22 protein-coding genes are annotated in these 23,170 nt (G+C 56.6%); 7 read left to right on the top strand and 15 right to left on the bottom strand.

The annotated features are described in order from the left end of the window. Positions 1 to 35: 35 nt before the first annotated feature. The 5 genes from COHPA_RS0120660 to COHPA_RS0120640 are packed head-to-tail and all read right to left on the bottom strand — an operon-like array spanning position 36 to position 4,603. Entirely contained in the window at positions 36 to 227 is a 192-nt protein-coding gene (locus COHPA_RS0120660; RefSeq protein WP_027088052.1) for a hypothetical protein, read from the bottom strand. A gap of 5 nt (positions 228 to 232) precedes the next feature. After that, complete coding sequence (locus tag COHPA_RS0120655) at positions 233 to 751, bottom strand: QcrA and Rieske domain-containing protein (protein ID WP_027088051.1); 519 nt, start codon at positions 749 to 751, stop codon at positions 233 to 235. Between the two features lie 19 nt (positions 752 to 770). After that, positions 771 to 1,316: a 4Fe-4S dicluster domain-containing protein gene (locus tag COHPA_RS0120650; RefSeq protein ID WP_027088050.1), complete on the bottom strand. Its 546-nt coding sequence runs from the start codon at positions 1,314 to 1,316 to the stop codon at positions 771 to 773. Then, entirely contained in the window at positions 1,294 to 3,471 is a 2,178-nt protein-coding gene (locus COHPA_RS0120645; RefSeq protein ID WP_027088049.1) for a molybdopterin oxidoreductase family protein, read from the bottom strand. Before COHPA_RS0120645 ends, COHPA_RS0120650 begins: the two co-directional genes overlap by 23 nt. Further along, a complete protein-coding gene (locus COHPA_RS0120640) occupies positions 3,446 to 4,603 on the bottom strand; it encodes a hypothetical protein (protein ID WP_027088048.1) in 1,158 nt (385 codons plus the stop codon). The genes COHPA_RS0120645 and COHPA_RS0120640 overlap by 26 nt, the downstream gene beginning before the upstream one ends. 126 nt (positions 4,604 to 4,729) lie before the next feature. On the opposite strand from COHPA_RS0120640, the gene COHPA_RS0120635 reads away from it, so the two are divergent. From COHPA_RS0120635 to COHPA_RS0120625, 3 genes are all read left to right on the top strand, one after another. Further along, positions 4,730 to 5,503 (top strand): P-loop NTPase, encoded by a 774-nt coding sequence (locus COHPA_RS0120635; RefSeq protein ID WP_027088047.1) that lies wholly within the window; start codon positions 4,730 to 4,732, stop codon positions 5,501 to 5,503. 112 nt (positions 5,504 to 5,615) lie between these two features. After that, entirely contained in the window at positions 5,616 to 6,245 is a 630-nt protein-coding gene (locus COHPA_RS0120630) for a polysaccharide deacetylase family protein (RefSeq protein WP_027088046.1), read from the top strand. A gap of 104 nt (positions 6,246 to 6,349) precedes the next feature. Next, positions 6,350 to 7,120, top strand: a complete 771-nt coding sequence (locus tag COHPA_RS0120625; RefSeq protein WP_027088045.1) for a (2Fe-2S)-binding protein — start codon at positions 6,350 to 6,352, stop codon at positions 7,118 to 7,120. A 517-nt stretch (positions 7,121 to 7,637) separates the two neighbouring features. Here the strand turns inward: COHPA_RS0120625 and COHPA_RS0120620 are convergent. The 5 genes from COHPA_RS0120620 to COHPA_RS0120600 all read right to left on the bottom strand — a co-directional run bounded on the left by COHPA_RS0120620 (position 7,638) and on the right by COHPA_RS0120600 (position 13,697). Then, entirely contained in the window at positions 7,638 to 9,734 is a 2,097-nt protein-coding gene (locus tag COHPA_RS0120620; protein WP_027088044.1) for a penicillin-binding transpeptidase domain-containing protein, read from the bottom strand. Further along, positions 9,731 to 10,216 carry an SRPBCC family protein gene (locus tag COHPA_RS0120615; RefSeq protein ID WP_027088043.1) on the bottom strand — a complete coding sequence of 162 codons (486 nt, stop codon included), beginning with the start codon at positions 10,214 to 10,216 and terminating at the stop codon, positions 9,731 to 9,733. Before COHPA_RS0120615 ends, COHPA_RS0120620 begins: the two co-directional genes overlap by 4 nt. A gap of 114 nt (positions 10,217 to 10,330) precedes the next feature. Continuing rightward, the gene (locus COHPA_RS0120610) at positions 10,331 to 11,137 is read right to left on the bottom strand and encodes an ABC transporter permease (RefSeq protein ID WP_425393718.1); all 807 of its coding nucleotides are present in this window, start codon (positions 11,135 to 11,137) and stop codon (positions 10,331 to 10,333) included. An 11-nt stretch (positions 11,138 to 11,148) separates the two neighbouring features. Beyond that, entirely contained in the window at positions 11,149 to 12,159 is a 1,011-nt protein-coding gene (locus COHPA_RS0120605) for a daunorubicin resistance protein DrrA family ABC transporter ATP-binding protein (protein WP_027088041.1), read from the bottom strand. Positions 12,160 to 12,311: 152 nt separating this feature from the next. Continuing rightward, positions 12,312 to 13,697: an MFS transporter gene (locus tag COHPA_RS0120600; protein WP_027088040.1), complete on the bottom strand. Its 1,386-nt coding sequence runs from the start codon at positions 13,695 to 13,697 to the stop codon at positions 12,312 to 12,314. 132 nt (positions 13,698 to 13,829) lie between these two features. Here COHPA_RS0120600 and COHPA_RS0120595 point away from each other — a divergent pair, with 132 nt between their 5' ends. Then, positions 13,830 to 14,672 (top strand): helix-turn-helix transcriptional regulator, encoded by an 843-nt coding sequence (locus COHPA_RS0120595; protein ID WP_027088039.1) that lies wholly within the window; start codon positions 13,830 to 13,832, stop codon positions 14,670 to 14,672. 90 nt (positions 14,673 to 14,762) lie between these two features. On the opposite strand, the gene COHPA_RS0120590 is transcribed toward COHPA_RS0120595, so the two are convergent. Next, positions 14,763 to 15,101, bottom strand: a complete 339-nt coding sequence (locus tag COHPA_RS0120590) for a winged helix-turn-helix transcriptional regulator (protein WP_027088038.1) — start codon at positions 15,099 to 15,101, stop codon at positions 14,763 to 14,765. Positions 15,102 to 15,276: 175 nt separating this feature from the next. On the opposite strand from COHPA_RS0120590, the gene COHPA_RS0120585 reads away from it, so the two are divergent. The 3 genes from COHPA_RS0120585 to COHPA_RS0120575 all read left to right on the top strand — a co-directional run bounded on the left by COHPA_RS0120585 (position 15,277) and on the right by COHPA_RS0120575 (position 18,655). Then, positions 15,277 to 15,993 carry an SDR family oxidoreductase gene (locus tag COHPA_RS0120585; protein ID WP_027088037.1) on the top strand — a complete coding sequence of 239 codons (717 nt, stop codon included), beginning with the start codon at positions 15,277 to 15,279 and terminating at the stop codon, positions 15,991 to 15,993. Positions 15,994 to 16,037: 44 nt separating this feature from the next. Further along, positions 16,038 to 16,622, top strand: coding sequence for a P-loop nucleotide/nucleoside kinase family protein (locus COHPA_RS0120580; protein WP_027088036.1), 585 nt, complete (start codon positions 16,038 to 16,040; stop codon positions 16,620 to 16,622). 149 nt (positions 16,623 to 16,771) lie between these two features. After that, positions 16,772 to 18,655 carry a YncE family protein gene (locus COHPA_RS0120575; RefSeq protein WP_027088035.1) on the top strand — a complete coding sequence of 628 codons (1,884 nt, stop codon included), beginning with the start codon at positions 16,772 to 16,774 and terminating at the stop codon, positions 18,653 to 18,655. Between the two features lie 71 nt (positions 18,656 to 18,726). Here the strand turns inward: COHPA_RS0120575 and COHPA_RS0120570 are convergent, their stop codons facing one another. From COHPA_RS0120570 to COHPA_RS0120555, 4 genes are read right to left on the bottom strand one after another with little or no spacing between them, the layout of a single operon-like run. Further along, entirely contained in the window at positions 18,727 to 20,265 is a 1,539-nt protein-coding gene (locus COHPA_RS0120570; protein ID WP_027088034.1) for a glycoside hydrolase family 43 protein, read from the bottom strand. Beyond that, on the bottom strand, positions 20,265 to 21,299 hold the full coding sequence (locus COHPA_RS0120565; RefSeq protein WP_027088033.1) for an endo-1,4-beta-xylanase: 1,035 nt from the start codon (positions 21,297 to 21,299) through the stop codon (positions 20,265 to 20,267). Before COHPA_RS0120565 ends, COHPA_RS0120570 begins: the two co-directional genes overlap by 1 nt. 48 nt (positions 21,300 to 21,347) lie before the next feature. Continuing rightward, positions 21,348 to 22,286: a carbohydrate ABC transporter permease gene (locus COHPA_RS0120560; RefSeq protein WP_027088032.1), complete on the bottom strand. Its 939-nt coding sequence runs from the start codon at positions 22,284 to 22,286 to the stop codon at positions 21,348 to 21,350. Next, entirely contained in the window at positions 22,279 to 23,133 is an 855-nt protein-coding gene (locus COHPA_RS0120555; RefSeq protein ID WP_425393717.1) for a carbohydrate ABC transporter permease, read from the bottom strand. Before COHPA_RS0120555 ends, COHPA_RS0120560 begins: the two co-directional genes overlap by 8 nt. Positions 23,134 to 23,170 lie beyond the last annotated feature (37 nt).

Genomic DNA, 23,170 nt, shown 5'->3' with positions numbered 1-23,170 from the left:
CATCAGGTAGGCGATCTTCATCATGACGGAATCGGTTAATCCTTGGTATCGTCCACGTTGCGAAAATACAAATACATCAGCACCCCCATGACGAACACGAACCCGGTAGCCGCGGAGTAATACGGCAGCTTGTCGTGGTGGCCGGCCAAATACTCTTCGGCCATGAATTGAATCAAGATCATCTGGGCGGCCAGGAAGAAAATAAAAAACCACCACAGCATTCTCATTCCCGCTACACCCCCTCGTGCCCTTCGATCGGCATTAATCCTACCGCGTATATCCCGTTCGAACGAAAATCCAGCTTAACCGCTGGCAATGCCCGCTGAGGCGGTCCCGCCAGCACCGAACCGTCCTCGACGTTAAAGAAGCCGTGGTGGCACGGGCATTTCATCTTGCCGGAGTCCCTGTCCCAGAAGACCGGACAGCCTAGATGCGTGCATTTGATATGGTAAGAGCGGTACTGATTGTCGGACAGCCGGATAAGCAGAGCAGGCTCGTTATCGTGGGGATACTGGAACGGCTTGCTGTCGCCGATCTGCAGCTCGTCCAATCCGGCGATTCTGTATGCGGGCGTTTGTCGTTGCTTGACCGCCCTGTACGCGCGCGCCGTGAACGGGAACGAGCTGAGGAAGAGGACGCCCAGCAAACCGAGCGAAGCGGCGATAAACCCTCTTCTGTTCATATCCAGTTCTTTTTCCCGTTTAATATTCAACGCCTGCTCGCGCAAATATTGATCGATTCGTTTCCACATGGCCGCTCTCTCCTTCTGATCAGTGGTAACCGAACTGGTGCGTCTGCTTGTCCGGGATGCCGATGACCGTTCGCGTCTCGATGGTCGTTCCCCCGAAGTCCCATACGTATTGGACCGGCTTGTTCCGCTTGTGGCGGGCTTCCTCTTCGTCCAAGAACAGGATCGTATCGGTCGGGCAGACGCTGACGCACATCGGCGGCCGTCCCTTGGAGGTTCGATCGTAACAGAGATCGCATTTGTACATCAGGTTGCGGGTTTCGTCCACTCTCGGAATGCCGAACGGGCACGCGTACGTGCAGTTTTTGCAGCCGATGCATTTCTCGTGGGAGGCGGACAGAACGACGCCATCCAGCACCGAGATCGCTTGGACGGGGCATGATTCCGCGCAAGCCGGCGTGACGCAGTGCATGCACGGCGTCGGCGACGTCGCGACGGTCTCCCCGGGATACAGTTCGTCGACGAACATGCGGGAAAGCCGGTCGTGGCCGCTGCATTCCTCGCAGCCGATCATGCAGGCCCGGCAGCCGATGCATCGCTCGAAATCAATGTACAGCACTTTGGCCATTCGGAAGCTCCCCCTTCTTAGCTTTCTCTATCTTAACCGCGCATACTTTGAATTCCGGAATTTTCGATTTCGGATCGAGCGCCGGATTGGTCAGATGGTTAATCGCCAGTTGCTTGCCCCAGTGGTAAGGAACGAACAACGAATCCTCGCGGATCGCCTTGGTGACCTTGGCCGGCACGAAGATGCTGCCGCGCCTGCTGCTGACTTTGACCATCTCGCCGTTGCCGATGCCGTGCCTCGCCGCCAAATTCGGATGGAGCTCCAGATACGGGTCCGGGCAAAGCTTGCGCAGCGCCTCGATCCTTCGCGTCTGATTGCCGCTCAAATAGTGAAAGACGACCCGTCCCGTCGTTAGGATGATCGGATATTCCGCATCCACCTTCTCGTTCGGTCCGGTATGCTCGAACGTGAGCAACCGTGCCCTGCCGTCCGGAAAATTGAACTTCAAATCCTCGAACAACCGCGGCGTTCCTTCATGCTCCTCGGAAGGGCAAGGCCAGAATACCCCGTTCATCCTGTCGATCTTGTCATAGGTGATCCCGGAATAATCCGCGATGCCCCCTTTGCTTGCCGTCCGCAGCTCGTTGAAGATTTCCTCGGGCGAGTCGAATTGAAAGTATTGCCCGCGTCCGAGACGCTCGGCGATTTCGCAGACGATCTTCCAATCCCGCTTGCTCTCTCCCGGCGTGCGATCGATCCCTTTAATGTGAATGACGCGGCCTTCGACGTTCGTCGTCGTGCCGTTATCCTCCACCCATACGGTCGAAGGAAGCACGACGTCCGCGAGCTCGGCGGACTCCGAGAGGAACATGTCGATGCAGACGAAGAAATCGAGCTTCTTGAGATATTCCCCGACGTCGCCGACGCTCGGCGCGGACACCATCGGATTGCTGCATACGAGGATCATCATCTTGATCTCTTCGCCAAGCGATTGGAGTATTTCGTAGGCGGAGATGCCCGGTCCTGGAATTTCGCTCTCGTCGACGCCCCATACGCTCGCGATGTGGGCTCTAGCCGCCGGGTCGTAAATTTTGCGATAGCCCGGCAACTGGTCCGCCTTCTGCCCGTGCTCGCGGCCGCCTTGCCCGTTGCCTTGACCGGTGAATGTCGCGAACCCCGCGCCTTTGCGCCCCACCTTGCCGGTCGTCAGGCACAGGTTCACGTAATTCGATACCGTATCGGAGCCGGTCGAATGCTGCTCGATGCCCCGGGCGAACAGGACGAATCCGTTCTTCGCCCGGCCGAACAGGCGGGCGGCTTCCACGATTTTCTCGCTCGCGACGCCGGTAATCCCGGATGCGGTCGCCGGATCGTACTTCCTCGTCATCTCCTCCAGCGCCTCGAAGCCGGCCGTGTGCTCGTCGATGAACGCCCGATCGATTAGACCTTCGTTAATCAAGACGTGGAGGATGCCGTTCGTCAGCGCGATATCGGTGCCGGGACGCAAGTCGAGATGGATGTCCGCGACAAGCGCGGTTTTCGTCTGCCGCGGATCGGCCACGATCAGCTTCGCGCCGCGGTCGCGCGCTCCCCAGACGTACGGCATGGACAGCGGATGGCATTCCGCCGTGTTCGAGCCGGCGATCAGCAGCACGTCCGCGAACTTGATGTCGGACCATGGCCCGGTCGAACCCCGATCGATGCCGACCGTCTGGTTGAAGCCGGTCGCCGCCGCCGACATGCAGTAGCGGCCGTTATAATCGATATGCTTCGTTCCTAATCCGATTCGCGCGAACTTGCCCATGATATAGCACTTCTCGTTCGTCATCGAAGATCCGCTGTACAGTCCGATCGTATCTTTGCCGTGCTTCGATTGAAGCTCTTTGATTTTGCTCACGATGAGATCGTACGCTTCGTCCCAGGACGACTCCGTCAACACCCCGTTCTTGCGGATGAGCGGCTTTAGCAGCCGTTCCGTATGCTCCGCCTGCCGATACGCCGATACTCCCTTCGGGCACAACCTGCCGCCGTTCATCGGAAAGTCGTACCTGGGCTCGACGCCGAGCACCGCCATCGTATCGTTGTCGACGCGAATGTTCATCCCGCACTGCATGCCGCAGAACGCGCAATGCGTGGCCACCAGCGACTCCCCTTCGCGAGTGATCGGCTCGTAGGGACGCTGGGAGAAATCATCGTTCTGGCTGTGCTGTTGCATCCGAATCCGTCCCTCCTCTCGTTTCCGTACGGCCGCTTACGACGGTTAACCCGTTGAACCCGTTGCCTTGCAGAACCATCTGGCTCTGACCGAGCTTGACGAACGAACCGGAGGCCGCGAGCCGGTTGGATACCCTTCTGCATTCGGAGCACAGATCCGACATCTGCAGATTCGTACCGCCGATCCGAACGGGAATGTTGCGCTCCGTCAGCACCGCCTGCACGTCTTTAATTTGCCTTTCGGTGGCGTATTCGCGCCCGCAGCGGGAGCAGCCCTTCTGGGCGTACGACGCATGGTACATCGGAATGACCACGCCAAGAAAGCGGAGCGGAATATGCCAGAACTTGCTGAAAGGCATGTAGAGCAGGAAGACGCATACGGCGACCTGATGAGACAGCGCGATGCCCAAGTAGAATACGCCTTCCATCCACAAAGCCGACACGGTCAGCAGAGAACCGGTAATGGAAATCGCGATCAACAGCACCAACGGGAAAATATCGAAATCTTTCGTCTGCTCCACCAAATTTTTGCGATCCCGCTCTCTTCGGCTCATGGCCATCAGGCATCCGATAATGACGGCGATCCCGGTCCAATTCAGCCCGTGATAGAGCATAATGGCGAGGAACGATTCGACGCCCATCCGGAACAGAGGAATGCCGAATACGACGACAGAGTATGTTCCTGGCTCCACGAGCTCGAAATGCATCCAATTCAGCACGAGCGCGTACGTAATTCCGAAGGAAAACAATACGCCCCACGACAGCAGCATATGCTGCCCCCATCGGTACCACGAGCGGCCGGAGATGAACCGCTGCCTCCCGATATTGTCGAACAGCGTGCCGATGAGGAACTTCCAGCCTCTCGCGCTTGCGAACAGCTTCATCCCTTGTTTCCATAAGGTGCGCGAAGGCGGCCTGCTTGTCCATGCCGCGATTCTGGCGGTGAACAGCAGGATGCTGATGACCGTCGCCCACAAATAGCCGTAAAGCGCAAGATCGACGTATCCGAACCGTTCCGACCCGATGTATACGGATAACAGAAGAACGACGGCCATGATACAGACATACAACGCCGCCTTCGAGAAAAACCGGCCTTTAGGGAAAGCCGTATAAGCTTGCGACTCTCGGTTCAATCCAACTTCCTCCTTGGCGCATATTCGGTTTGAATTGTTCCCTTTCCATCTATTTTCCATTCTTGTCCGATAAAGCGGCCGATTATGGGTAGCATGGATAGCATATCGATAGGAGGTTGAACAAAGATGAGAGCCATGGGACAACAACCCGTATATTTGAGTATCGTCAGCGGCAAAGGAGGCGTCGGCAAATCGACCGTAGCGGCGAACCTAGCGGTCGCACTGGCGGATCGCGGTTATCGCGTCGGATTAATAGACGCCGACATTTACGGCTTCAGCATCCCGAGCCTGATGGGTGTCCGGGACGAACCGAAGACGCTTGATGATCGAATAATCCCGGTAGAGCGGTTCGGCGTTCGGCTCATGTCCAGCGGATTGATCCGCGGCGACAATCAACCGGTCATCATGAGAGGGCCGATGCTAGGGCGCGTCATTCGCAATTTCTTGCAGGACGCAGATTGGGGCGAACTCGATTACATGCTGTTCGACATGCCTCCCGGTACCGGCGACATTCCGCTGGACCTGCATGAGATGCTCGGTCATAGCAAGGAACTGCTCGTTACGACGCCCAACGAGACCGCATCGGAGGTCGCGTTCCGCGCCGGAGCAATGACCGCAAGGACGGGGCACGAGATAATCGGCATCGTGGAAAATATGGCCTATATGGAATGTCCGGGCTGCGACGGGAAGATTTATCCTTTCGGAGAAGACGGAGGCGATAAGCTTTCGGCCGTGCTGCGGACGCCGGTTCTCGCCCGGTTTCCGATCGAGCGAACCGGAGCCGGTGCTCCCGCGCCCGGCGTATATGATCCGAGCAGCCCATGCGGCCGACTCTATTCGGCTTTGGCAGACAGCGTCGTTCGGTTGACCGGTTCGGCTCCCGCCGCGGAAATCCGCTAAGATAAGTTAACTCCCATCGCGTCCATAGCGGTGGGAGTTTCTATTAAACCCGCGTCCGATCAGGTATAATATAGCCGTAGCTATCATGCGGATTCTCGAGGGAGAGATAGGAATGGTTAAAGCAGCGAGTTACGACGAAGTGCCGACCAAAGAGAAGCTTGTCGCGTTCACGTTCGACGACGGGCCGAATCCGGAATGGACGCCTCTCTTTCTGGACGTGTTTCGGAAACATGGGGCGAAAGCGACCTTTTTCTTCATTGGATCGCATATTGAACAGTATCCGGAGCTAGCGACAAAGACGTTCGAGGAAGGACACGAGCTGGGCAATCACACCTACTCTCACCCTTTCATGTCGAAGCTCTCGAAAGAAGTGCAGCTCGAAGAATTGTCCCGGGCCGATCGGTTGATCGCCGGCGTTACCGGACGCAATCCGAGCACGTTCCGCCCTCCGTATTTCGACATGAACGACGACTTGCTCGAAGCATGCGCGGAGCGCGGTTATTCCATCATCAACGCGTTGAACACGGACTCCACGGACTGGGAAGATGCGACGAGCGCGGAACATATCTTGACAACGTCTCGCGCGCATGTCCGTAACGGAAGCATCTTTATTTATCACGACGGCTTCGGGAACCGCTCCTCGACGTTAGAAGCGGTATCGATTCTAGTCCCGGAGCTGATCGAAGCCGGCTATCGGCTCGTGACGATAAGCGAGCTGCTGGCATCGAGAGACGACGCGTAACTATCGATCGAAACAGGCTTGGAGCATACCCATCGTTGACAATCTTAGCTGAGAACGATTATCATTATTAGCTGAAGCCGTTGCTCAACGCGAGGAGTGTATCCATGCTTCCCTTCGACCCGAATCTGTTAGTCAGCCGCCATAAATTGATGTTCGATGCGCCCGATCGCGCCGCGACGACGTATTCGTTCGCCGGCTCGGACGCAGCCGGGCAGCTTTCCGTGCTTCTCGACCGATTCGGCGAGCAATTGGAGAGCGACGACCCCGGAACGACGGCCCGGATATTCTTCAAACGGTACTGCCCGCTCTTCGCGGGAGCCGTCTATGCTTGGATCCGGCATCGTTATCCGCTTGACGTTGCCTTCGGCAATATGCGACTCGTGCAATCCGGCGCGAATATGAAGTTCTACCTGATCAGCGATGCGCCGGCGGAAGGAATCGACGATAATGACGAAACTTATCTTCGTCACCTGTTCCATGAGCATGCAGCGCCGCTGATCTCCTTAGTCGCCGCTGCTTCCGGCGTGTCTCGGCCGGCTCTATGGCATACGATCGCATATGCCATCTCCTATTGGAAGCATGAATGGCTTTACGAGTCTTCCTCCGCCGAAACGAGCGAACGCATAGAACGTTGGTTTCAATATGCGACTGCCCGGGCTAATCCTGCATGGCTGCCCGGGAAATCGGCCAATCCGATCGCATGCGAATTTCGCGCGGTGGACGATCCCCTGCACGAAGGACGCAAAATTCTGATTCGCAAAGCCTGTTGCCTGAATTACAAGCTCGCCGGCGATGATCGGGGCTATTGCGTTACGTGCCCGCTCATCTCCGACGAACGGCGGCTCGATCAATATTTGGAATCGCACGCTCATTAATCGCGGAATAGAGGCTGTCCAGTAGGTCGATTCGACCGAGGGACGCCTCTTTTTATTGATCGATAGGAACTCAGCCAACGCACCGTCACCATCCACTCGACACTAACTGCATGAATGGCAGGTATTCTAAACGTTGGGATACGCCTTGAACTGTAAACGGTACGAAGTGCAGTTATTTGGGCAGAAAATGGGAGTTCCGATGGTATCGACGTTCATGCAATGTATTCAGTGCAGTTATTCGGTAGAAAAATGCCGATATGGCGATAACGAACTGTACTCCATGCAGTCGAGGTGGAAAACGGCTGTATGTTCTACAGCGTATGTTCTACAGCGTATGTTCTACAGCGTATGTTCTGAAGCGTATGCACCCGGGCCATGGCCGGAACGTGGTCGGGACGTGGCTTGAACCCGTAGCCGGAAGGGCGTTCCTGCCGTACGACATGCCTGACTTCACCCGATCCAATCCGATCGGTCGCGGACTCAAGCATGAAAGAACGCGCCTACTCGGCGCGTTCTTTCATTCGGTCTTCGATCCGGCGGACTCAAATACCCGTTTGACGATCGGCGTCACGTACTTGCTCCCCCCGCGCTTGCCGACGTCTTCGACCATGACCGACAGCAGCAGCCTAGGATCGTTCGCGTCGAATCCGACGAACCAGCCGTATTCGAGTCCTTCGACGCCTTTGCTCGCTTTCAGCTCCGCGGTTCCCGTCTTCCCGGCGATCGCCGCTCCTTCGATATAAGTTCCGTGACCGACCCCTTCGGGCGAAGCGACGGCTTTCACGAGATCGTCCTTAAGCAACGCGGCCGTCTCCGGCGACATGGCGCGTTCCTTCCATACCTGCGGGGATTTCGCTTCATCGGTCAGGATGAGCTTCGGATAGACGATATGGCCATCGTTCGCAAGGGTGGAATAGATCAGCGCGGCATGCAGCGCCGATAGCGTGACCTGTCCCTGCCCGTATCCCGAATCCGCCAATTGGATCTCGTTCTTGATCGCGCCGTTCGCGAGCTGAGAAGCGTTAAACGGGTATTCGATCGGGAGCTTCTCCCCGATTCCGAATTTCGCCGCTCCCTCCGCGAACTTCGTCTTGCCTATCTCAAGCGCCGTTTGCGCAAAATAGATGTTATCCGAATGAAGCAGCGCCTTCGACAGATCGACCGAACCGACCTCGTGCACCCGCTTGACATAATAATTGCCCCACGATTTGTCTTTGGCCCAGGTTAATCCGGCAATCTTCTTCCCTTCGTTCGGATCGAGCGATTTCGTATCAAGTCCGATCGCAGCCGTAACGAGCTTGAAAGTCGAACCCGGTACGAAAGCTTTCGAGAACCGATTCAAGAACGGATGGCGCGGATCGTCGTTCCAAGCGTCATACCGCGCCCTGGATATCCCTCGCGCGAACGCGTTCGGATCATAGGAAGGAGTACTGAGCAGCGCGAGAATGTCTCCGCTCTTCGGATCGATCGCCGAGACGGAGGAGGCGTCTTCCTTAAGCTCGTCATACAACGTCTTCTGAAGCTCCGCGTCGATCGCAAGCTGGAACGTCTTCCCTTGAACCGCCGGCTGCTCGGCTAGCGTCGATTTGACGAAGCCCTTCCCGTCCGATAAGACGACCTTAATGCCGTCCGTTCCTCTGAGCTGATCCTCCAGCAACTGCTCAAGTCCCGCTTTGCCGATATAATCGCCGTTTTCGTAGCCTTTGTCTTTCCTCTTCGCCAGCTCGTCGGCGTTAATCTCGCCTACGTAGCCGGTTAAGTGCGCGGCGGCTTCGCCAAGCGGATAGACGCGAAGCTTTTTGCCTTGGATGACGACGCCGGGAATGTCCGCGAATGCGTCCTCGCTTCCTTCGGGCACGATCGCGATCGGAACGAACAGATCGGGCTTGACCCACGAGGCGCCAAGCTTGCGATCGATGTCCTTGACGGCGATGCCCAGATTCTCCGCGATCGACGCCTTCGCTGATTCCGGATCGTCTCCGAGCTTGCCCGGCACGATGCCGAGCTGGGGAACGGTTCCGTTCACGGCCAAGCCGACCCCGGTACGGTCGACGATCTCTCCGCGCTCCCCGCTCGAATGTTGCACGCGGACGACGTCCCCTTCCTCCATGCCCGGGAAGATCAGCGACGGCTTCCAATCGATCAGCCATCTGGTCTCGCCGCCATCCTCCGACTTCCGGAGCCGCCCATGCTGCTCGAACGCGATCGGACCCGCGACCGAATCCATGCTTACGCTGTAATCGAATCCTAGCACGCTTGTATTCGGGGATAGCTCTTGCGAGCCTGCGTTAGAGTCGGGATGCGCGGAAACGGCAAGACGGTCGGCTTCGATGCCATCGTAAATTCGCTCGTAGCGTTCGACGAACTCCCGCTCGGCGATCAAGTCTTTGGCGGCAGGGGCGAGCAGCGCGTACATTCCCGCGAAATCGCGTTGCTGCCACTTCGCCAAGTAGGCCTGAACGACTTGGTCAGGAGCGGACTCTTCGATATTCGTCTCCGAAGGCGTCGGCACGGAAGACGGCGTCGGCTCGACGGTCTCGTTCTTCGCATCGTTGCACCCGCATAGCGCGACCAGCAGCAGGAAGCCGCAGATTAACGTCCCTCCCCGCTTCATCTTCCGCCACTCTCCTCGCCCGATACAGCGTATAAGCTCTCGGCTTTATTCCGGATATATTCGTTACGCCGCAAGAGTAAGCGTTCCATATACGATCTTAGGAACATCCTGTCTGCCAGTCTTCCAAGCGGTCCGAAAGGAGAAGTATAATCGAATGCATCCGTCATCAGAGTGCCGCCGTCTCGACTTTCGAACGTATGCACGTGTCTAAAACGTTTAAAAGCGCCGCTAACCATTTCATCCACGAATCGATAAGGCGGATCGAACTCCGTAATCATCGAAGCGAGTCGTTGGCGAATGCCGAAATGGGTAGCTTCCCACGTGACGGTCTCCCCTAGCGCGATTAACCCGCTCGTACGGCCCTTTATCGCCCTTTCATTGGTGTGCGAGGTCGATTCCATATGAAGCTCAATGCTGCGGGACAAATCAAAACATACCTCGATTGGTGCTCTAATGAACTGGGATAATTGAATATTGGGCATGAGTCGCGCCTCCCGCTTCATCGGCTTTGACTTCATTTTAACATGAATTAATTCGTTCCGATCATCAATATAAAAACAAGGAACGCCCGGCCTCAAGCCGAGCGTTCATCTGGGTTATGTCCGGCGCATGTAGGCGCGAACCGTAATCGGAGCGAAGATCGCCACGATAACCGCGGCGCCCGCGAGCGAGATGACGAGGTCCTGACCGACCGTTCCTTCGTTGACGAGGTCCCGGACGGCCGATACGAGGTGCGAGATCGGATTGATGTTCACGAACCATTGCAGCCAATTCGGCAGCGTCTCGACCGGCACGAACGCGTTCGACAAGAAGGTGAGCGGGAATAGAATCAGCATCGATATTCCCGAGACGCTCGCGGCCGTTCGGGCAATGACGCCGAAGAACGCGAAGATCCAACTGACCGCCCACGAACAAGCGATGACGAGAACGCCCGCCAGAGCGACATTGCCTAATCCGCCTTCCGGCCGAAGACCCATCATATAACCCATCGAGAACGTGAGCACCGTCGCGAGCGCGTATCGGATCGTGTCGGCGAGCAATGCGCCCGCAAGCGGGGCGATTCGCGCGATCGGCAGCGATTTGAAACGGTCGAAGACCCCTTTGTCCATATCCTCGCGCAATTGGACGCCGGTAACGATCGAAGTCGCGATGACGGTCTGAACGAGAATGCCGGGAATAATGACGGGCAAGTAGCTTTGAACGTCGCCCGAGATCGCCCCTCCGAATATATAGGTGAACATTAAGGTGAAAATGATCGGCTGCAGCGTCACGTCGAACAATTGCTCGGGGGTGCGGCGGATCTTGAGCAGTCCGCGATAGGCCATCGTGAGCGAGTTCCGTACCGTCTGACGGAAACTCGTACGTTTCTTAAGCGGGCTTCTTCGTACGATACCCGTCTTCATCGTTGCGTTAGTCATAAGCTCGCCACCTTCTTTGGATTCGATTCGGCGGATTCCCGCGACGAGCGATCTTCCGCCGGATGCCCGGTAATCGTCAGGAACACTTCGTCCAGCGTCGGCTTCTGCACGCTCATCTCTTCCAACCCGATGCCTTGCCCGCGAAGCGCGATGAGCAGGTCGGTTACCGCGTCGGCGTCCGCCATAGGCGCGGTTATCGTTCTCGCTTCGGACGATACGCTCGATGCGACTCTCAGCACCCGCTCGATCGTACGGCGGGCTTCCTCGATATGCTCCGGGTTCTGGACTCTCAGATGCAGCGACGAATTGCCGACCGAAGCTTTCAATTCGTCCACGGTTCCTTCCGCGACGACGTGCCCTCTGTCGATCACCGCGATCCGGTCCGCGAGTTGATCGGCTTCGTCCAGATATTGCGTCGTCAGCAAGACGGTCGAGCCCGTCTTTACGAGCCTTCGGATCGTATCCCACATCTGGGCGCGGGTTCGCGGATCGAGTCCGGTCGTAGGCTCGTCGAGGAAGATGAGGGGCGGCTGCGCGATCAAGCTTGCCGCAAGGTCCAATCTGCGGCGCATGCCGCCCGAGAAGTGCTTGAGCGGCCGCTTCGCGGCTTCGGTCAAACCGAATTCCTCAAGCAATTCCGCGGCTTTGCGACGAGCCTCCTCGCGGCCAAGTCCAAGCAATCTGGAGAATATAACGAGGTTCTCCGTCGCGCTAAGCGACTCGTCTACCGAAGCATACTGCCCGGTAACGCCGATGAGCTGTCTTACGATATGCGATTCCTTCGATACGTCGTGTCCGAAAATCCGCGCCGAACCGGCGTCGGGCCGAAGCAGCGTCGCGAGCATGCGGATCGTCGTCGTCTTGCCTGCCCCGTTCGGGCCGAGCACGCCGTAGATCGATCCGGCGCGCACGTTCAGATCGACGCCGTCTACGGCGCGGTTATCTCCGAACGTCTTGACGAGCCCGCGCGCTTCGACGGCCCATTCGTTGTTGTGCGAGTAGGTCATGAATGGTTCCTCCCAGTTCTATGATGCTTATAATCTAATGCGTAGATATGAATTGAATATGAACGTGAGGTTCATAAGTAAAAAAACGGCGACCTTCTCCCAAGTTCGGGACAAGATCGCCGCTCAGCAGCGTGACTCGTTGCCGTTATTCATTACATTCTATTTCGATTCACAAACGCGAAGGAGAGCAAACCGCCGCAAGCCATGATGACGGCTGTTACGATAAGAGATACGCGCATCCCGGCAATGAAAGTGCCTCCTCCGCTCACGATTGCTCCATAGATCGCTACGCCGAGCGTCGCGCCGAGCTGACGGCTTGAATTCAGCGCTCCCGAGGCGGCGCCTGCCTGTTCCTTGGGGACGGAAGAGATTACGGCCGCCACCAGCGAAGGAAGCGTAAAGGATACGCCGAAACCGCACAAGAGCAGGCCGACGAACGTTAACCCGTAGCCGGAGCTTTCGTCTATGCCGATAAGCAGCGAAGCACCGATCATCCCAAGGCCGAATCCTAACGTCATCGGCAATCTCGGCCCGATCTTCCCCACGAGCCGCCCCGTGAATAGGGGATTGACGGCCATCGGAATCATCATCGGGAGCAGAGATAAACCCGCCGACCGTGCCGTCTGCGCGAGCTCTTGTTGAAAAAACAGCGGCATGATGAACAAAATTCCCGAAAACCCCAAATTAATCGCCAATCCGGCAATCATGCCCGCGGATACGGTAGAATTGCGGAATAGCCGGAGAGGCAGCAACGGCGCCTTTCCTTTCGACTCCGCCATCACGAATAAACTTGCGCTTATAAACGCTAGACCGAACGCTCCCATGATAACGGGCGAGCCCCAGCCGAAATTCCCGCCTTCCATAAGCGCATAGGATAATGCGGCGATCGCCGCGATCGCCGTGATCTGACCCGCGAGGTCTACGCTCAGTTGCGGCTTGCGGTTGCCTTCCCCGATGTAAAGCGCGGCGAGCAATAAACTGACGGCTGCAAGAGGCACGTTAAGCAGGAACACGCTGCGCCAACCGAATGTATCGACCAGGATGCCTCCGGCGACAGGTCCCGCCGCCATCGCGATTCCGGTGACCGCCGCCCATGAGCCGATCGCCCGCGCGCGCTCGGCGGGATCGGGGAAAGAATGGGCAATCAACGTCAACGAGGCCGGGAGCACGGCGGCCCCTCCCGCGCCAAGCAACGCGCGCAAGACGATTAGCGTACCGAGCGATGAGACGTTCGCGGAAGCTGCCGACGCGATGAATAGAACAATCAACCCGGCGATGTACGTTCGTCTCGCTCCCCATTTGTCGGCTACCGTCCCCATCGATAAGAGCAAACCCGCGAATGCGATCGTGAAGGCGTTAACGATCCATTGCAGATCGCGAATGCTCCCGCCCAAATCTTCATGAATGGCGGGCAGGGCCACGCTGACGACCGTCATGTCCAGAAGCACCATGAAATATCCGATCGCGATTCCGGCAAGAAGCAGCGTCTTGGCGCTTCTGCCCGTCATTCGAATCTGTTTCTTCGTCGCGATTTCCAAGCTAAGTTCCCCTTTGCTGCTAGAATGTTTTCCAATTCCTCCTTTAGCAGTGTATAGTAGACCGTATACTAGAACGAGTTGAGCGTTTATCATAGGAGAAATTGTCCTAGGCAAGGAGGCTGCATCGAAATAATGAAAGCTTCGACGAACGAACGTTTGCTGGAGCTCGCCAGATTTCTAAAGACGCGGCGAGCCCGGGTTTCTCCCGAGCAAGCCGGCTTGCCCAGCTCGGGCCGTCGGCGGACTCCCGGGTTGCGGCGCGGGGAAGTCGCTCAGCTATCCGGCATTAGCGCCGACTGGTATGCGTGGCTGGAACAGGCAAGGAACATTCAAGTATCCGCTCAAGTATTGGAAAGCATCGCTCGCGCGCTACAGTTGGATGCAGTCGAGCGCCGGCATCTGTTCCTGCTCGCTTTGCAGCAATTACCCGCGGATCACCCTACGGCCGAGCCAGCCGTCAGCCCGAAGCTGCAAAGCTTCCTTGAACGGCAGGGATCTAGTCCGGCATTCATTACGGATCAGCGTTTGAATGTCCTGGCTTGGAACAAAATCACCACTTTGATATACGGCGATTACGGGACGATGTCGGCGATAGATCGCAACTCCGTCTGGCGCACGTTCACTTCGTCCTACGTCCGGCAATTGCTTCGGGAGACGTGGGAGGCCCATGCCAGGCACCGGTTGGCTCAGTTTCGGGCCAACTATGCGAAATTCGCCGGCGATCCGTGGTGGATGGAGTTCATCGAGGCGTTGAGAGAGACTAGCGTTGAATTCGACTCGTGGTGGCCGCAGCACGACGTATTGAACGGACCGGAAGGTACAAAGTTCAATTACCATCCGACAGGCGGATTACTCGTATTCGATCAAATATCGTTCGCCGTTACGGATGCTCCCCATCTTACCGTGACGATCAACATGCCCGCGAACGACGACACCCAAGCGAAAGCGGAAAACCTTCTGCTCGCCGAACGCTAAAGAGCGCAGCCTGCGTTAGGCTGCGCTCTTTACGTTAATCACCCTCTCCGTCAGACGACCTCGATGCTCTCCCGATGAAACGGGATCGTCCTACAGGTTCAACCCGAATCTCTTCAGCTCGATAAAGACGCCTTCCAAGCGCTTCCCTTGTTCGGTCAGCGTGTACTCGACGCGCGGAGGAACTTCGGGATACACCTTCCTGCTTAATAGGCCGTGATCTTCCAGCTCTCTCAGCCTGAGAGACAGCGTCTTCGGGCTGATCCCGTTCATCGACTTCAGCAGATCGCCGAATCGGAGCGTCCCTTCGATCAATAGATCGCGAATGATGAGGAATGTCCACTTCGTCCCGATAATGTCTAGCGTCTTGGCGATGGGACAAGTCGCGCCCGTGGTTCCCTTCTCCAGCTTAACCGGTGCAAGATCGCTCATTGGTTCTCCTCCTGGATAATAAATCCGACTCCATATGCTTAATATATCCCATTACTTCATTAAAGGAAACTATATGAATAATATATCACTTCTTCCGAAAATGAAATTACGGTTCTATAATGGCGTTGTGGTTGGATTCAGCTGTTCAAGGCCATCGTGATTAGGAGGTAATCATATGCTGCGTAATCGCAAAATCGTTATCATCGGCGGAAGCTCGGGCATCGGATTGGAAACCGCGAGGCAGACGATCGAACTTGGCGGGGACGTCATCGTTGTCAGCCGCTCGGAGCAGAAGTTGCGGCAGGCTAAAGAGATACTCGGATCGAAAGCCGTGACGTACGCGCTCGATACGACGGATGAACGGCAAGTGAAGGACTTCTTCGGCACCGTCGGACGGTTCGATCATCTCGTCGTCAGCGCGGCGGAAACTTCCGGCGGTTCTTTCTTGGACACGGACGCCGCGCAAGCCCGGCAATTGTTCGACAACAAGTTTTGGGGTCAATACTACGCCGCCAAACACGGGGCCCCGAACGTGATCGGGAACGGATCGATCACCTTATTCTCGGGCGTCGTCGCATATAAGCCGATGGTCGGTTCGGCTGCGCTTGGCGCGGTGAACGCCGCCGTCTCGAACTTGGGCCGAACGCTTGCCTTGGAGCTCGCTCCGATCCGCGTCAATGTCGTATCGCCAGGCATTATCGACACGCCTGCTAGAAGCCGAATGGCGGAAGAGGCCCGGAATTCATTGTACGAGACGATAGCCGACAAGCTCCCGGCGAAACGGGTCGGAAACGCCGAAGACGTTGCGCAAGGCGTGCTTTACCTCATCCGGAACGGATTCGTGACCGGCACCGTTCTGCATGTGGATGGCGGGCATCCGTTGGTATGCTAAACTGGCAATATCGGTTACTTCATCGCTAGCTAGGAGGCTGTCTTGTGAGCAAACTTATTTTCTTCCTCGGCCCTGCGGGCGCCGGCAAAACGACGTTGGCCGAAGCTTGGTTGCGACGGCACGGAGGCGCTTACCTGGATATGGACACGCTGCTTCGCCCCGCGGCGGAAGCGATCATGACGCTCGCCGGCGAAGATCCGGAGGATCGGGATTCTCCGTTCTATAAGAAGCACTGTCGCGATCTCGGCTATCGGATTACGATGGATGCGGCGCTGCAACAGCTTAAGCTTGGTTTGGATGCCGTCATTGTCGGCCCCTTCACGCGAGAGACGGAGGATGCGGTCTGGCTGTCGAACGAGCTGGCGCGCATCGGCGTTACGACGTCCCAGGTACGCGTCAAGGTCATCCTCGTCAAGCTATCTTCGGAAGCCGATTACTATGCGCGCATCCGGTCGCGAGCCTCCGCGCTGGACGCTTGGAAGCTAGCCAATTGGGAGCAGTTCCGGCAGTCGCTTCGTCCCCGCGCGATCGCATGGCCGCTCCCTGCGGATTCCGTCCTTCCCTTCGACAATTCCGCGCCTTTGACCGACGCCGCGCTTGCCGATCTAGAACGTTTCATCTTGGGTTAGTTGCCGCCCAATCTTGCTCCTTAGGGACGGAATGCCAGGGACAGCTCTGCTCCTGCGGCATAATCTGGTTATAGAATCCGGGTAGACAAGCTTCCTCTGCCGGCTTGCGCCGGATTACTATACGGTCTCCGCGCCGTAGGAGAGTGATAGTGATAGCCAATCTGCCTAGAAATTACCTTATTGCGGTCGAACGCGGTCAACGCAGAATCAGCTTCGTTGACGCGGATACGTTAGCCGTCGCGTATCAACTTGGCATAGACGGCGATCTCATCGACGTGACGGTGTCCAGCGATTACCGTACGGCGGTCGCCACCGCCTATGAGCCCGGCCGGCTATTCGAAATCGATCTGACCCAAGATCCACCGTCGGTCGTCCATCAATATGCTTCTCAAACACCGCTCGAAGACGTCAGCATAACCGCCGATAATCGTTACGCGATAAGCGTCGACGGTCTGCAACAGGCGCCGCAGGACATGATTTCATACCGCTTAGGCGCCGACACGGCGCAGCTTACTGCCTCAGATGCGCAAGCCGTAGCTGCCTCACCTGTCTCGAGCGACATAATTCTCGCCTCCCGTGCCCCCCAAGGGCGGGTCAGACGTTATTCAATCGACGCGGGCGGAGCGCTGACGGATACAGGCCAGGAAGTGACGGCGGGCGAGTTTCCGGTCAACCTTGCCTATACGCCGGACGGGCAATTCGCTTTCGCAGCCGATCGGCAGTCGAACCAGATTATCGTCCTCGCGACCGGGCAATATCTGGGCGAGACGAGCCGGATCGCGTCGGCGGACGAGCCCCAGACGATCATCGTGTCCGCCGACGGCGACAAGGTGTACGTTCTCTCCTCCCAAGAAGTGGGCATCTACGCATTCGATCCGGTCGCGCAGGAATTGACCAAAACCGGAACGTTCCTTCACCATCTGGCTATTCCGAGCTATTTCGGCGTAGATCAGATGACGCTCGATGCTAACGAGACGAAGCTTTTCGTTGCCGGCTCGAATCAGCTTGAGGCGTTCGACTTGCAAGGCAACCCACTCGGCATCGTTCCAGGGGTGGAAGCTAACGGCGGACTTGCCGCGGGTATCGGGGGCTGCCGGTTGCCCGACAATACGCTGCTTGTGAACACTTTCGGAGCGCTGATCTTCTTGAATCAAGATTTAATGAGTATTATCGGCGATGTGGACACTAATGGTTCGGAGAATGTCGTAATCTCCGAAGACGGCAACCGGGCAGTGCTTCCCGCATTCATAGAGAGTCGCTTGCTGGACGTCGATCTGACGACATGTCCGCCTTCATTGAAACATATCGCGCCATCCCCGATCTCTTTATTGAGTCTGAGTTTTACCCCGGATAGCCGGTTCGTGGTAGGGGTACCTTCTTCGGTCAACGGGCAGATGGTTTCTTATTCTTTGGCGAATCAAGCTGTTCAATCGATTCAGGCGGACGCTCAGGCGGTCGCCGTTTCGCCGGACGGCAGCGGGTTCATAATGGCAGCAAGACATGATAAGGGACTTGCGAGACGTTATAGGATCGATGCCGCGGGAAATCTGAGCGATACGGGCAACGAGGTGATCGTCGGACAATTGCCGATGAATGTGACGTATTCTCCTGACGGCGCGTTCGCTTTCGTACCGGTATGGGGCGATCAGGAGATTGTCGTCCTGTATACGGCCAATCCGTCCTATTTCGGAGTCACGCACAGAACCCCGGTTATCGGAAGACCCCAGACCGTTCTTGTATCGAAAGACGGAAGCAAAGTTTATGTGCTGACAACCCAAGAGGTGCAAATTTTCAACTTTGACCCGGTAGCTCAGAGACTGACCTTGTCCGGCGGCTTCCCTCATAACCTGACCGTCGTAAATATTTATGGAGTGAGGCAAATGCAATTGAATTCGGAGGAAAATATCGTATTCCTAAAAACGCGGGTTACGCAATCGTTGGATGGGATTACCGGCTTCACTTTATCCGGAACGATGTTGAACCAGAGCAACGGATTCAGCCGCGGCGGATTCGCGATTAGCAACCGGGCATAACGATACGTAAAGAACAACATCCCGCATCCTTTCGTCTAAGAAGGGATGCGGGATGTTGCATATCGGCCGGCTTACGAGGAAATCATTGCCTGGTTCTGTATGGCATACCGGAAATAGTCGAAATCCGCGACTCCGCCGATTTGCTTCGTCGCGTAATGGAACAAACCGATGCGGTAGCCCATGAAATGATCCAACGTATACTTCATTCGCAGCGGACGGCCGATCGGATTCCACGTCTCGCCGTCTTCCGAATAATAGAAACGAGCAAGATCGATGTTATCCGCGAAGTTAAACTCGATTCTACAATGAATCGTGTAACCTTCGAATCGAATGCGATCGGCCTCTGCGTCGCTCCCGTCTTCCTTGACATGCATCGTTACGTAGCGATCGCCGTCGTCCCCGACCCGAACGCCAACGGTCCCGTAATGGCTTTGCAAAGCGACTAGCCCGGCATGATCGCCCGGCTTCATGCCGGTCGTATCTAACGCCGCCGTGGCGACGCAGGCAGGCCCTTCCGTTCGCTGCGTCAACGTATTACGGGCGAACTCGACGCTGCGGGCGATGTGCCCCGTCGTAAGCCGGAGAAAACCGGGACGCGCGGTGACCGACCAATGCCGGTCGTCCGGGTTGTGGTTCCACTGCCAGTTCAGCGCCAGCTTGTTCTCCGCGTAATCGAATTCGTCGCTAATGACGAGCGGACTCGCTCCGCTGCCCGGCAACGGAACCTCGAACGTCCCCGGCACCTTGCCTCCGACGCCTAGAACCGGCCAATCTTCTTCCCAAGTGACAGGGACGACGCACGGAATTCGTCCGACGGCGCCGTGATCTTGGAACAATATCGCGTACCATTCGCCGGTCGGCGCATCGACGATTCCGCCTTGAGCGACGCCGTTGTTGTAATAGCCCATGTCGTCATCGAGCACGATTCGGTTCTCATACGGGCCTAGCAGCTCCCGCGAGCGATAGACGTTCACCCTGCGGCGGCCGTGCCCGACGCGCGGCCAATCGATGAACAACAAATAGTAGTAACCGTTAAGCTTGTAGGCGTGGCAGCCCTCGCAGCGCAATCCGATACCGTCTCGCTCCGTCTCGAACAACAAGCGATCGATGCCGCCCGGCTTGCGCGCGGCAAGGTCGGACGTAAGCTCCGTTATGCGAATGTCTCCGTTGCCGTGGATCACGAAGACGCGCCCGTCGTCGAACAGCAAAGCCGGATCGTGCATAAGTCCTTTCATGGCGGTGCGCTCCCAGCGTCCGCGCTCGATATCGTCCGTTCGGTAGACGTAAAATTGCTGCATGTCGTTGCTCGAGAAGCATACGTAATAGACGCCTTCGTGTTCCCGCAAGCTTGCCGCCCATGAACCGGCGCCGTAGATGCCCTTGCCGTCCAGCAGATTATGGGCATCGTTGTCTTCAAGCGTGTCGAACACGTAATTCACGAGCTTCCAATGCATGAGATCCGTAGATTTCATGATCGGGCAGCCGGGCATCGAATGCATGCTCGTGCTGACCATATAGTAATTCGAACCGACCCGGATGACGCTAACGTCGGGTACGTCCGCCCAGACGACCGGATTGCGTACGATCGTTGTACTTGCCTGAGGGTTCATCAAGATTCCTCCCGAGAAGCTTCGGCCGCGCGAACGACTTCCCCGAACGACGGCTTCGGCTCGTGTTTCGCGTCGAATAGGAGCGGCCAGTTTTTGCGGCCGCGCACGGGGAAGTGATCCAGCCACGTATAGTCGTCGGCCGCGCCCCAGAAGGTCACGGAATCGATATGCTCGCTATACTCCGTAAACAGCCGGAAGAACTGCCCGTACCGTTCGGCTTGCTCGGCAAGCATCGCTTCCGTCGGCTCTTTCAAGTCGGTGCGTCGATCCTCGAATTCGAACATGGAGACGTCCATTTCCGTAATGTGCAGCTTGAGCCCGAGACTCGCATAACGCTCGATCGCCTGGCGAATCTCATCGACGGACGGCCGCTTCAAATTCCAGTGCGCTTGAAGCCCGACGCCGTGAATGGGCACGCCTTTATCCTTCAACGACTTGACCAGCGTATAGATCTTTTCTCTTTTCTCCGGATCCGACTCGTTATAATCGTTGTAAAATAACAGCGCGTTCGGATCGGCCTCATGAGCGTACATGAAAGCTTTGGCAATGAAATCCTCTCCGGCGATCTCGAGCCACTTGGACGGCCGAAGCTGCTCCCCGCTCTTGTCGGACACCGCTTCGTTGACGACGTCCCATGCGTAGACAATCCCCTTGTACCGCTTAACGACCGTCTCGATATGCGTCTGCATGCGCGCAAGCAGCGTGTCGCGGTCAACCGCGCCGCCGTCCGGATTCTCGAACATCCATATCGGCGTTTGATTATGCCATACGAGCGTATGGCCCCTGACTCCCATGCCGTTCGCCGCAGCGAAATCGACCATTCGATCGGCGTCGTCGAACCTGAATAAGCCTTCGACGGGCTGCAAGCTTACGAATTTCATTTCGTTCTCGGCCGTAAGGCTGTTAAAGTGTCGCTTCAGAAGCTCCGATTGCGTGTTTAACGTGATCGGATTCACGGCCGCGCCGACCCGGAAATGCGGGTTAAAAACTTCGCAAAGACTAGGCATGCCGCCCGTGTGATTCAGTTTCGTCATGATGCTCGTTCCTCCAATGCATAGTCACGGTCGCTATCCATTATAACATTAGCCGACGATCCCCGTCCGCTCGACGCTTTCGACGAAGTACCGCTGCACGAAAATATAAATCAGAATTAGCGGCACGATGGCGAGCAGCATGCCCGTATCGAGCACCATGCTCTGATAGAATGGATCGGCCCTTGATGACACGCCGTCGCTCAACATAATGCCAAGATTGTAAGGCAGCGAAGACAGTTGAATCGACATCACTTTGCTTGTCGTCAAGTACGTCGTCGTATAGAAGCTGTCGTTCCACTGCCATACGAACGCGAAGAGCAGCACCGTCACGATGGCGGGAAGCGCGTTCGGCAGCATAATTCGCCCGAACGTCTTACTGACCCCCGCGCCGTCGATATAAGCGGCTTCCTCGACCTCCTTCGGAATGCCCCTGAAAAATTGGCGGAAGATGAATATATACAGCCCCGCCTTCATCGAGTTCGCCGTGAGCGACGTCAGAATGAACGGCCATTGCGTATTCAGCAAATTCAAGTCTTTCAGGTTCAAGTATACGGGAATCAGAATCGTCGTCGGCGGCACGAGAATCGTCAGGATGACGCCCGCGAACAGCAGGTTGCTTCCTTTGAACTTCAACCTGGCGAATCCGTATCCCGCGAACGCGCACGAAATCGCGGTCAGCACCGTCGTCATCGCCGACAAGGTGAACGTGTTGCCGAGCGTCGTCCAATAGTCCATGATCCTTATCGCCTGCCTGAAATTATCCCATGTAAAGTGCTCGGGAACCCAGATGACGATCGGCGAGTATAAGTCGGTTTTATCCTTGATGGCCGTGGCGATCTTCTGAAGAATCGGATAGATGATCACGAACGACAGCCCCACGATCAGACCGAGCCGCAAGAGCGACCACAGCCCTCTTTTCCAGGATTGCAATGACAGCAAACGGGCTACCATCCATCCTCCGATGAACCCCATTCTCGCTCTAATCATAGTAGAACACCTTCCTAGAAATCAGATACGAGCTAATAAGCAGGATCAGGGACACCGCCAAGAAGTAAATCCAAGCCATCGCCGAGCTTAGCCCGAAATTAAAGGTGGTGAATCCGGTTTCCTTGATCAAGTCCGTCATGGCGTTCCTCGAGAACGAATCGATGATCGTGTAGACGACGTTCACCAGAATAAGCGGGCTGACCATCGGGAGCGTGATTTTCCAGAACGCTTCGTACCCGGTGGCGCCTTCCATCTTGGACGCCTCGTATAGCTGCGGAGATATCGTCTGAATGCCGGCCAAGAAGATAAGGATCTGTACGCCCGACTGGCTTACGATCTGATAGATGCGGTCGACGGCGCCCGTCAAATAGTTAATAACGCTTTCGCTGACGCCCGCGTCCTCCATCATCATCGACAGCTCGAAGCTGCTGAGCCCGCCGACGACGGGACCCCCCGCGTTGCTGTCGTTGACCGCTTGCACCAAGCTCGTGCTGTCGAGGGCCATGATGACGCCGGAAGCAAGGATGACCGGCAAGAAGAAGATCGCTCTCGCGAGCGTCCTTCCGATGAACTTCTGATTGAGCAGCACCGCCAGGAACAAGCTGAAGATGACGATGAGCGGCACGTTGACGACCATGTTCGTGATCGATTCGGTCAGGATGCGGTTGAAGCTCGTATGAACCGTTAACGCTTCCGCGTAATTTTTGAAACCGATGAAATTCACGATAATGCCGCCCGAATTGGCTTCGACCTTGCTCAAGCTGAACCGCAGCGAGGAGATCAACGGCACGAAGAAAAAGAAGATGAAGCCGATCAGCCACGGCAAGACGTAAATAAAGCCCCACATCGCTTTGGTCTGCGCATAAGTTCTCCGGCTTAAGCGG

Origin of the sequence: Cohnella panacarvi Gsoil 349 (assembly GCF_000515335.1) — a bacterium.
Classification (GTDB): domain Bacteria; phylum Bacillota; class Bacilli; order Paenibacillales; family Paenibacillaceae; genus Cohnella; species Cohnella panacarvi.
The sequence above is the reverse complement of the archived record's forward strand: the minus strand, read 5'-3'. Positions and strand labels throughout refer to the sequence as shown.

Coding starts and splice junctions, on each gene's coding strand:
- COHPA_RS0120605 (WP_027088041.1), bottom strand. CDS start 12,159: ATGACCTACTCGCACAACAACGAATGGGCCGTCGAAGCGCGCGGGCTC.
- COHPA_RS0120615 (WP_027088043.1), bottom strand. CDS start 10,216: ATGCCCAATATTCAATTATCCCAGTTCATTAGAGCACCAATCGAGGTA.
- COHPA_RS0120570 (WP_027088034.1), bottom strand. CDS start 20,265: ATGAACCCTCAGGCAAGTACAACGATCGTACGCAATCCGGTCGTCTGG.
- COHPA_RS0120620 (WP_027088044.1), bottom strand. CDS start 9,734: ATGAAGCGGGGAGGGACGTTAATCTGCGGCTTCCTGCTGCTGGTCGCG.
- COHPA_RS0120660 (WP_027088052.1), bottom strand. CDS start 227: ATGAGAATGCTGTGGTGGTTTTTTATTTTCTTCCTGGCCGCCCAGATG.
- COHPA_RS0120555 (WP_425393717.1), bottom strand. CDS start 23,133: ATGTGGGGCTTTATTTACGTCTTGCCGTGGCTGATCGGCTTCATCTTC.
- COHPA_RS0120560 (WP_027088032.1), bottom strand. CDS start 22,286: ATGATTAGAGCGAGAATGGGGTTCATCGGAGGATGGATGGTAGCCCGT.
- COHPA_RS0120655 (WP_027088051.1), bottom strand. CDS start 751: ATGTGGAAACGAATCGATCAATATTTGCGCGAGCAGGCGTTGAATATT.
- COHPA_RS0120650 (WP_027088050.1), bottom strand. CDS start 1,316: ATGGCCAAAGTGCTGTACATTGATTTCGAGCGATGCATCGGCTGCCGG.
- COHPA_RS0120610 (WP_425393718.1), bottom strand. CDS start 11,137: ATGAAGACGGGTATCGTACGAAGAAGCCCGCTTAAGAAACGTACGAGT.
- COHPA_RS0120630 (WP_027088046.1), top strand. CDS start 5,616: ATGGTTAAAGCAGCGAGTTACGACGAAGTGCCGACCAAAGAGAAGCTT.
- COHPA_RS0120565 (WP_027088033.1), bottom strand. CDS start 21,299: ATGACGAAACTGAATCACACGGGCGGCATGCCTAGTCTTTGCGAAGTT.
- COHPA_RS0120590 (WP_027088038.1), bottom strand. CDS start 15,101: ATGAGCGATCTTGCACCGGTTAAGCTGGAGAAGGGAACCACGGGCGCG.
- COHPA_RS0120585 (WP_027088037.1), top strand. CDS start 15,277: ATGCTGCGTAATCGCAAAATCGTTATCATCGGCGGAAGCTCGGGCATC.
- COHPA_RS0120635 (WP_027088047.1), top strand. CDS start 4,730: ATGAGAGCCATGGGACAACAACCCGTATATTTGAGTATCGTCAGCGGC.
- COHPA_RS0120645 (WP_027088049.1), bottom strand. CDS start 3,471: ATGCAACAGCACAGCCAGAACGATGATTTCTCCCAGCGTCCCTACGAG.
- COHPA_RS0120625 (WP_027088045.1), top strand. CDS start 6,350: ATGCTTCCCTTCGACCCGAATCTGTTAGTCAGCCGCCATAAATTGATG.
- COHPA_RS0120595 (WP_027088039.1), top strand. CDS start 13,830: ATGAAAGCTTCGACGAACGAACGTTTGCTGGAGCTCGCCAGATTTCTA.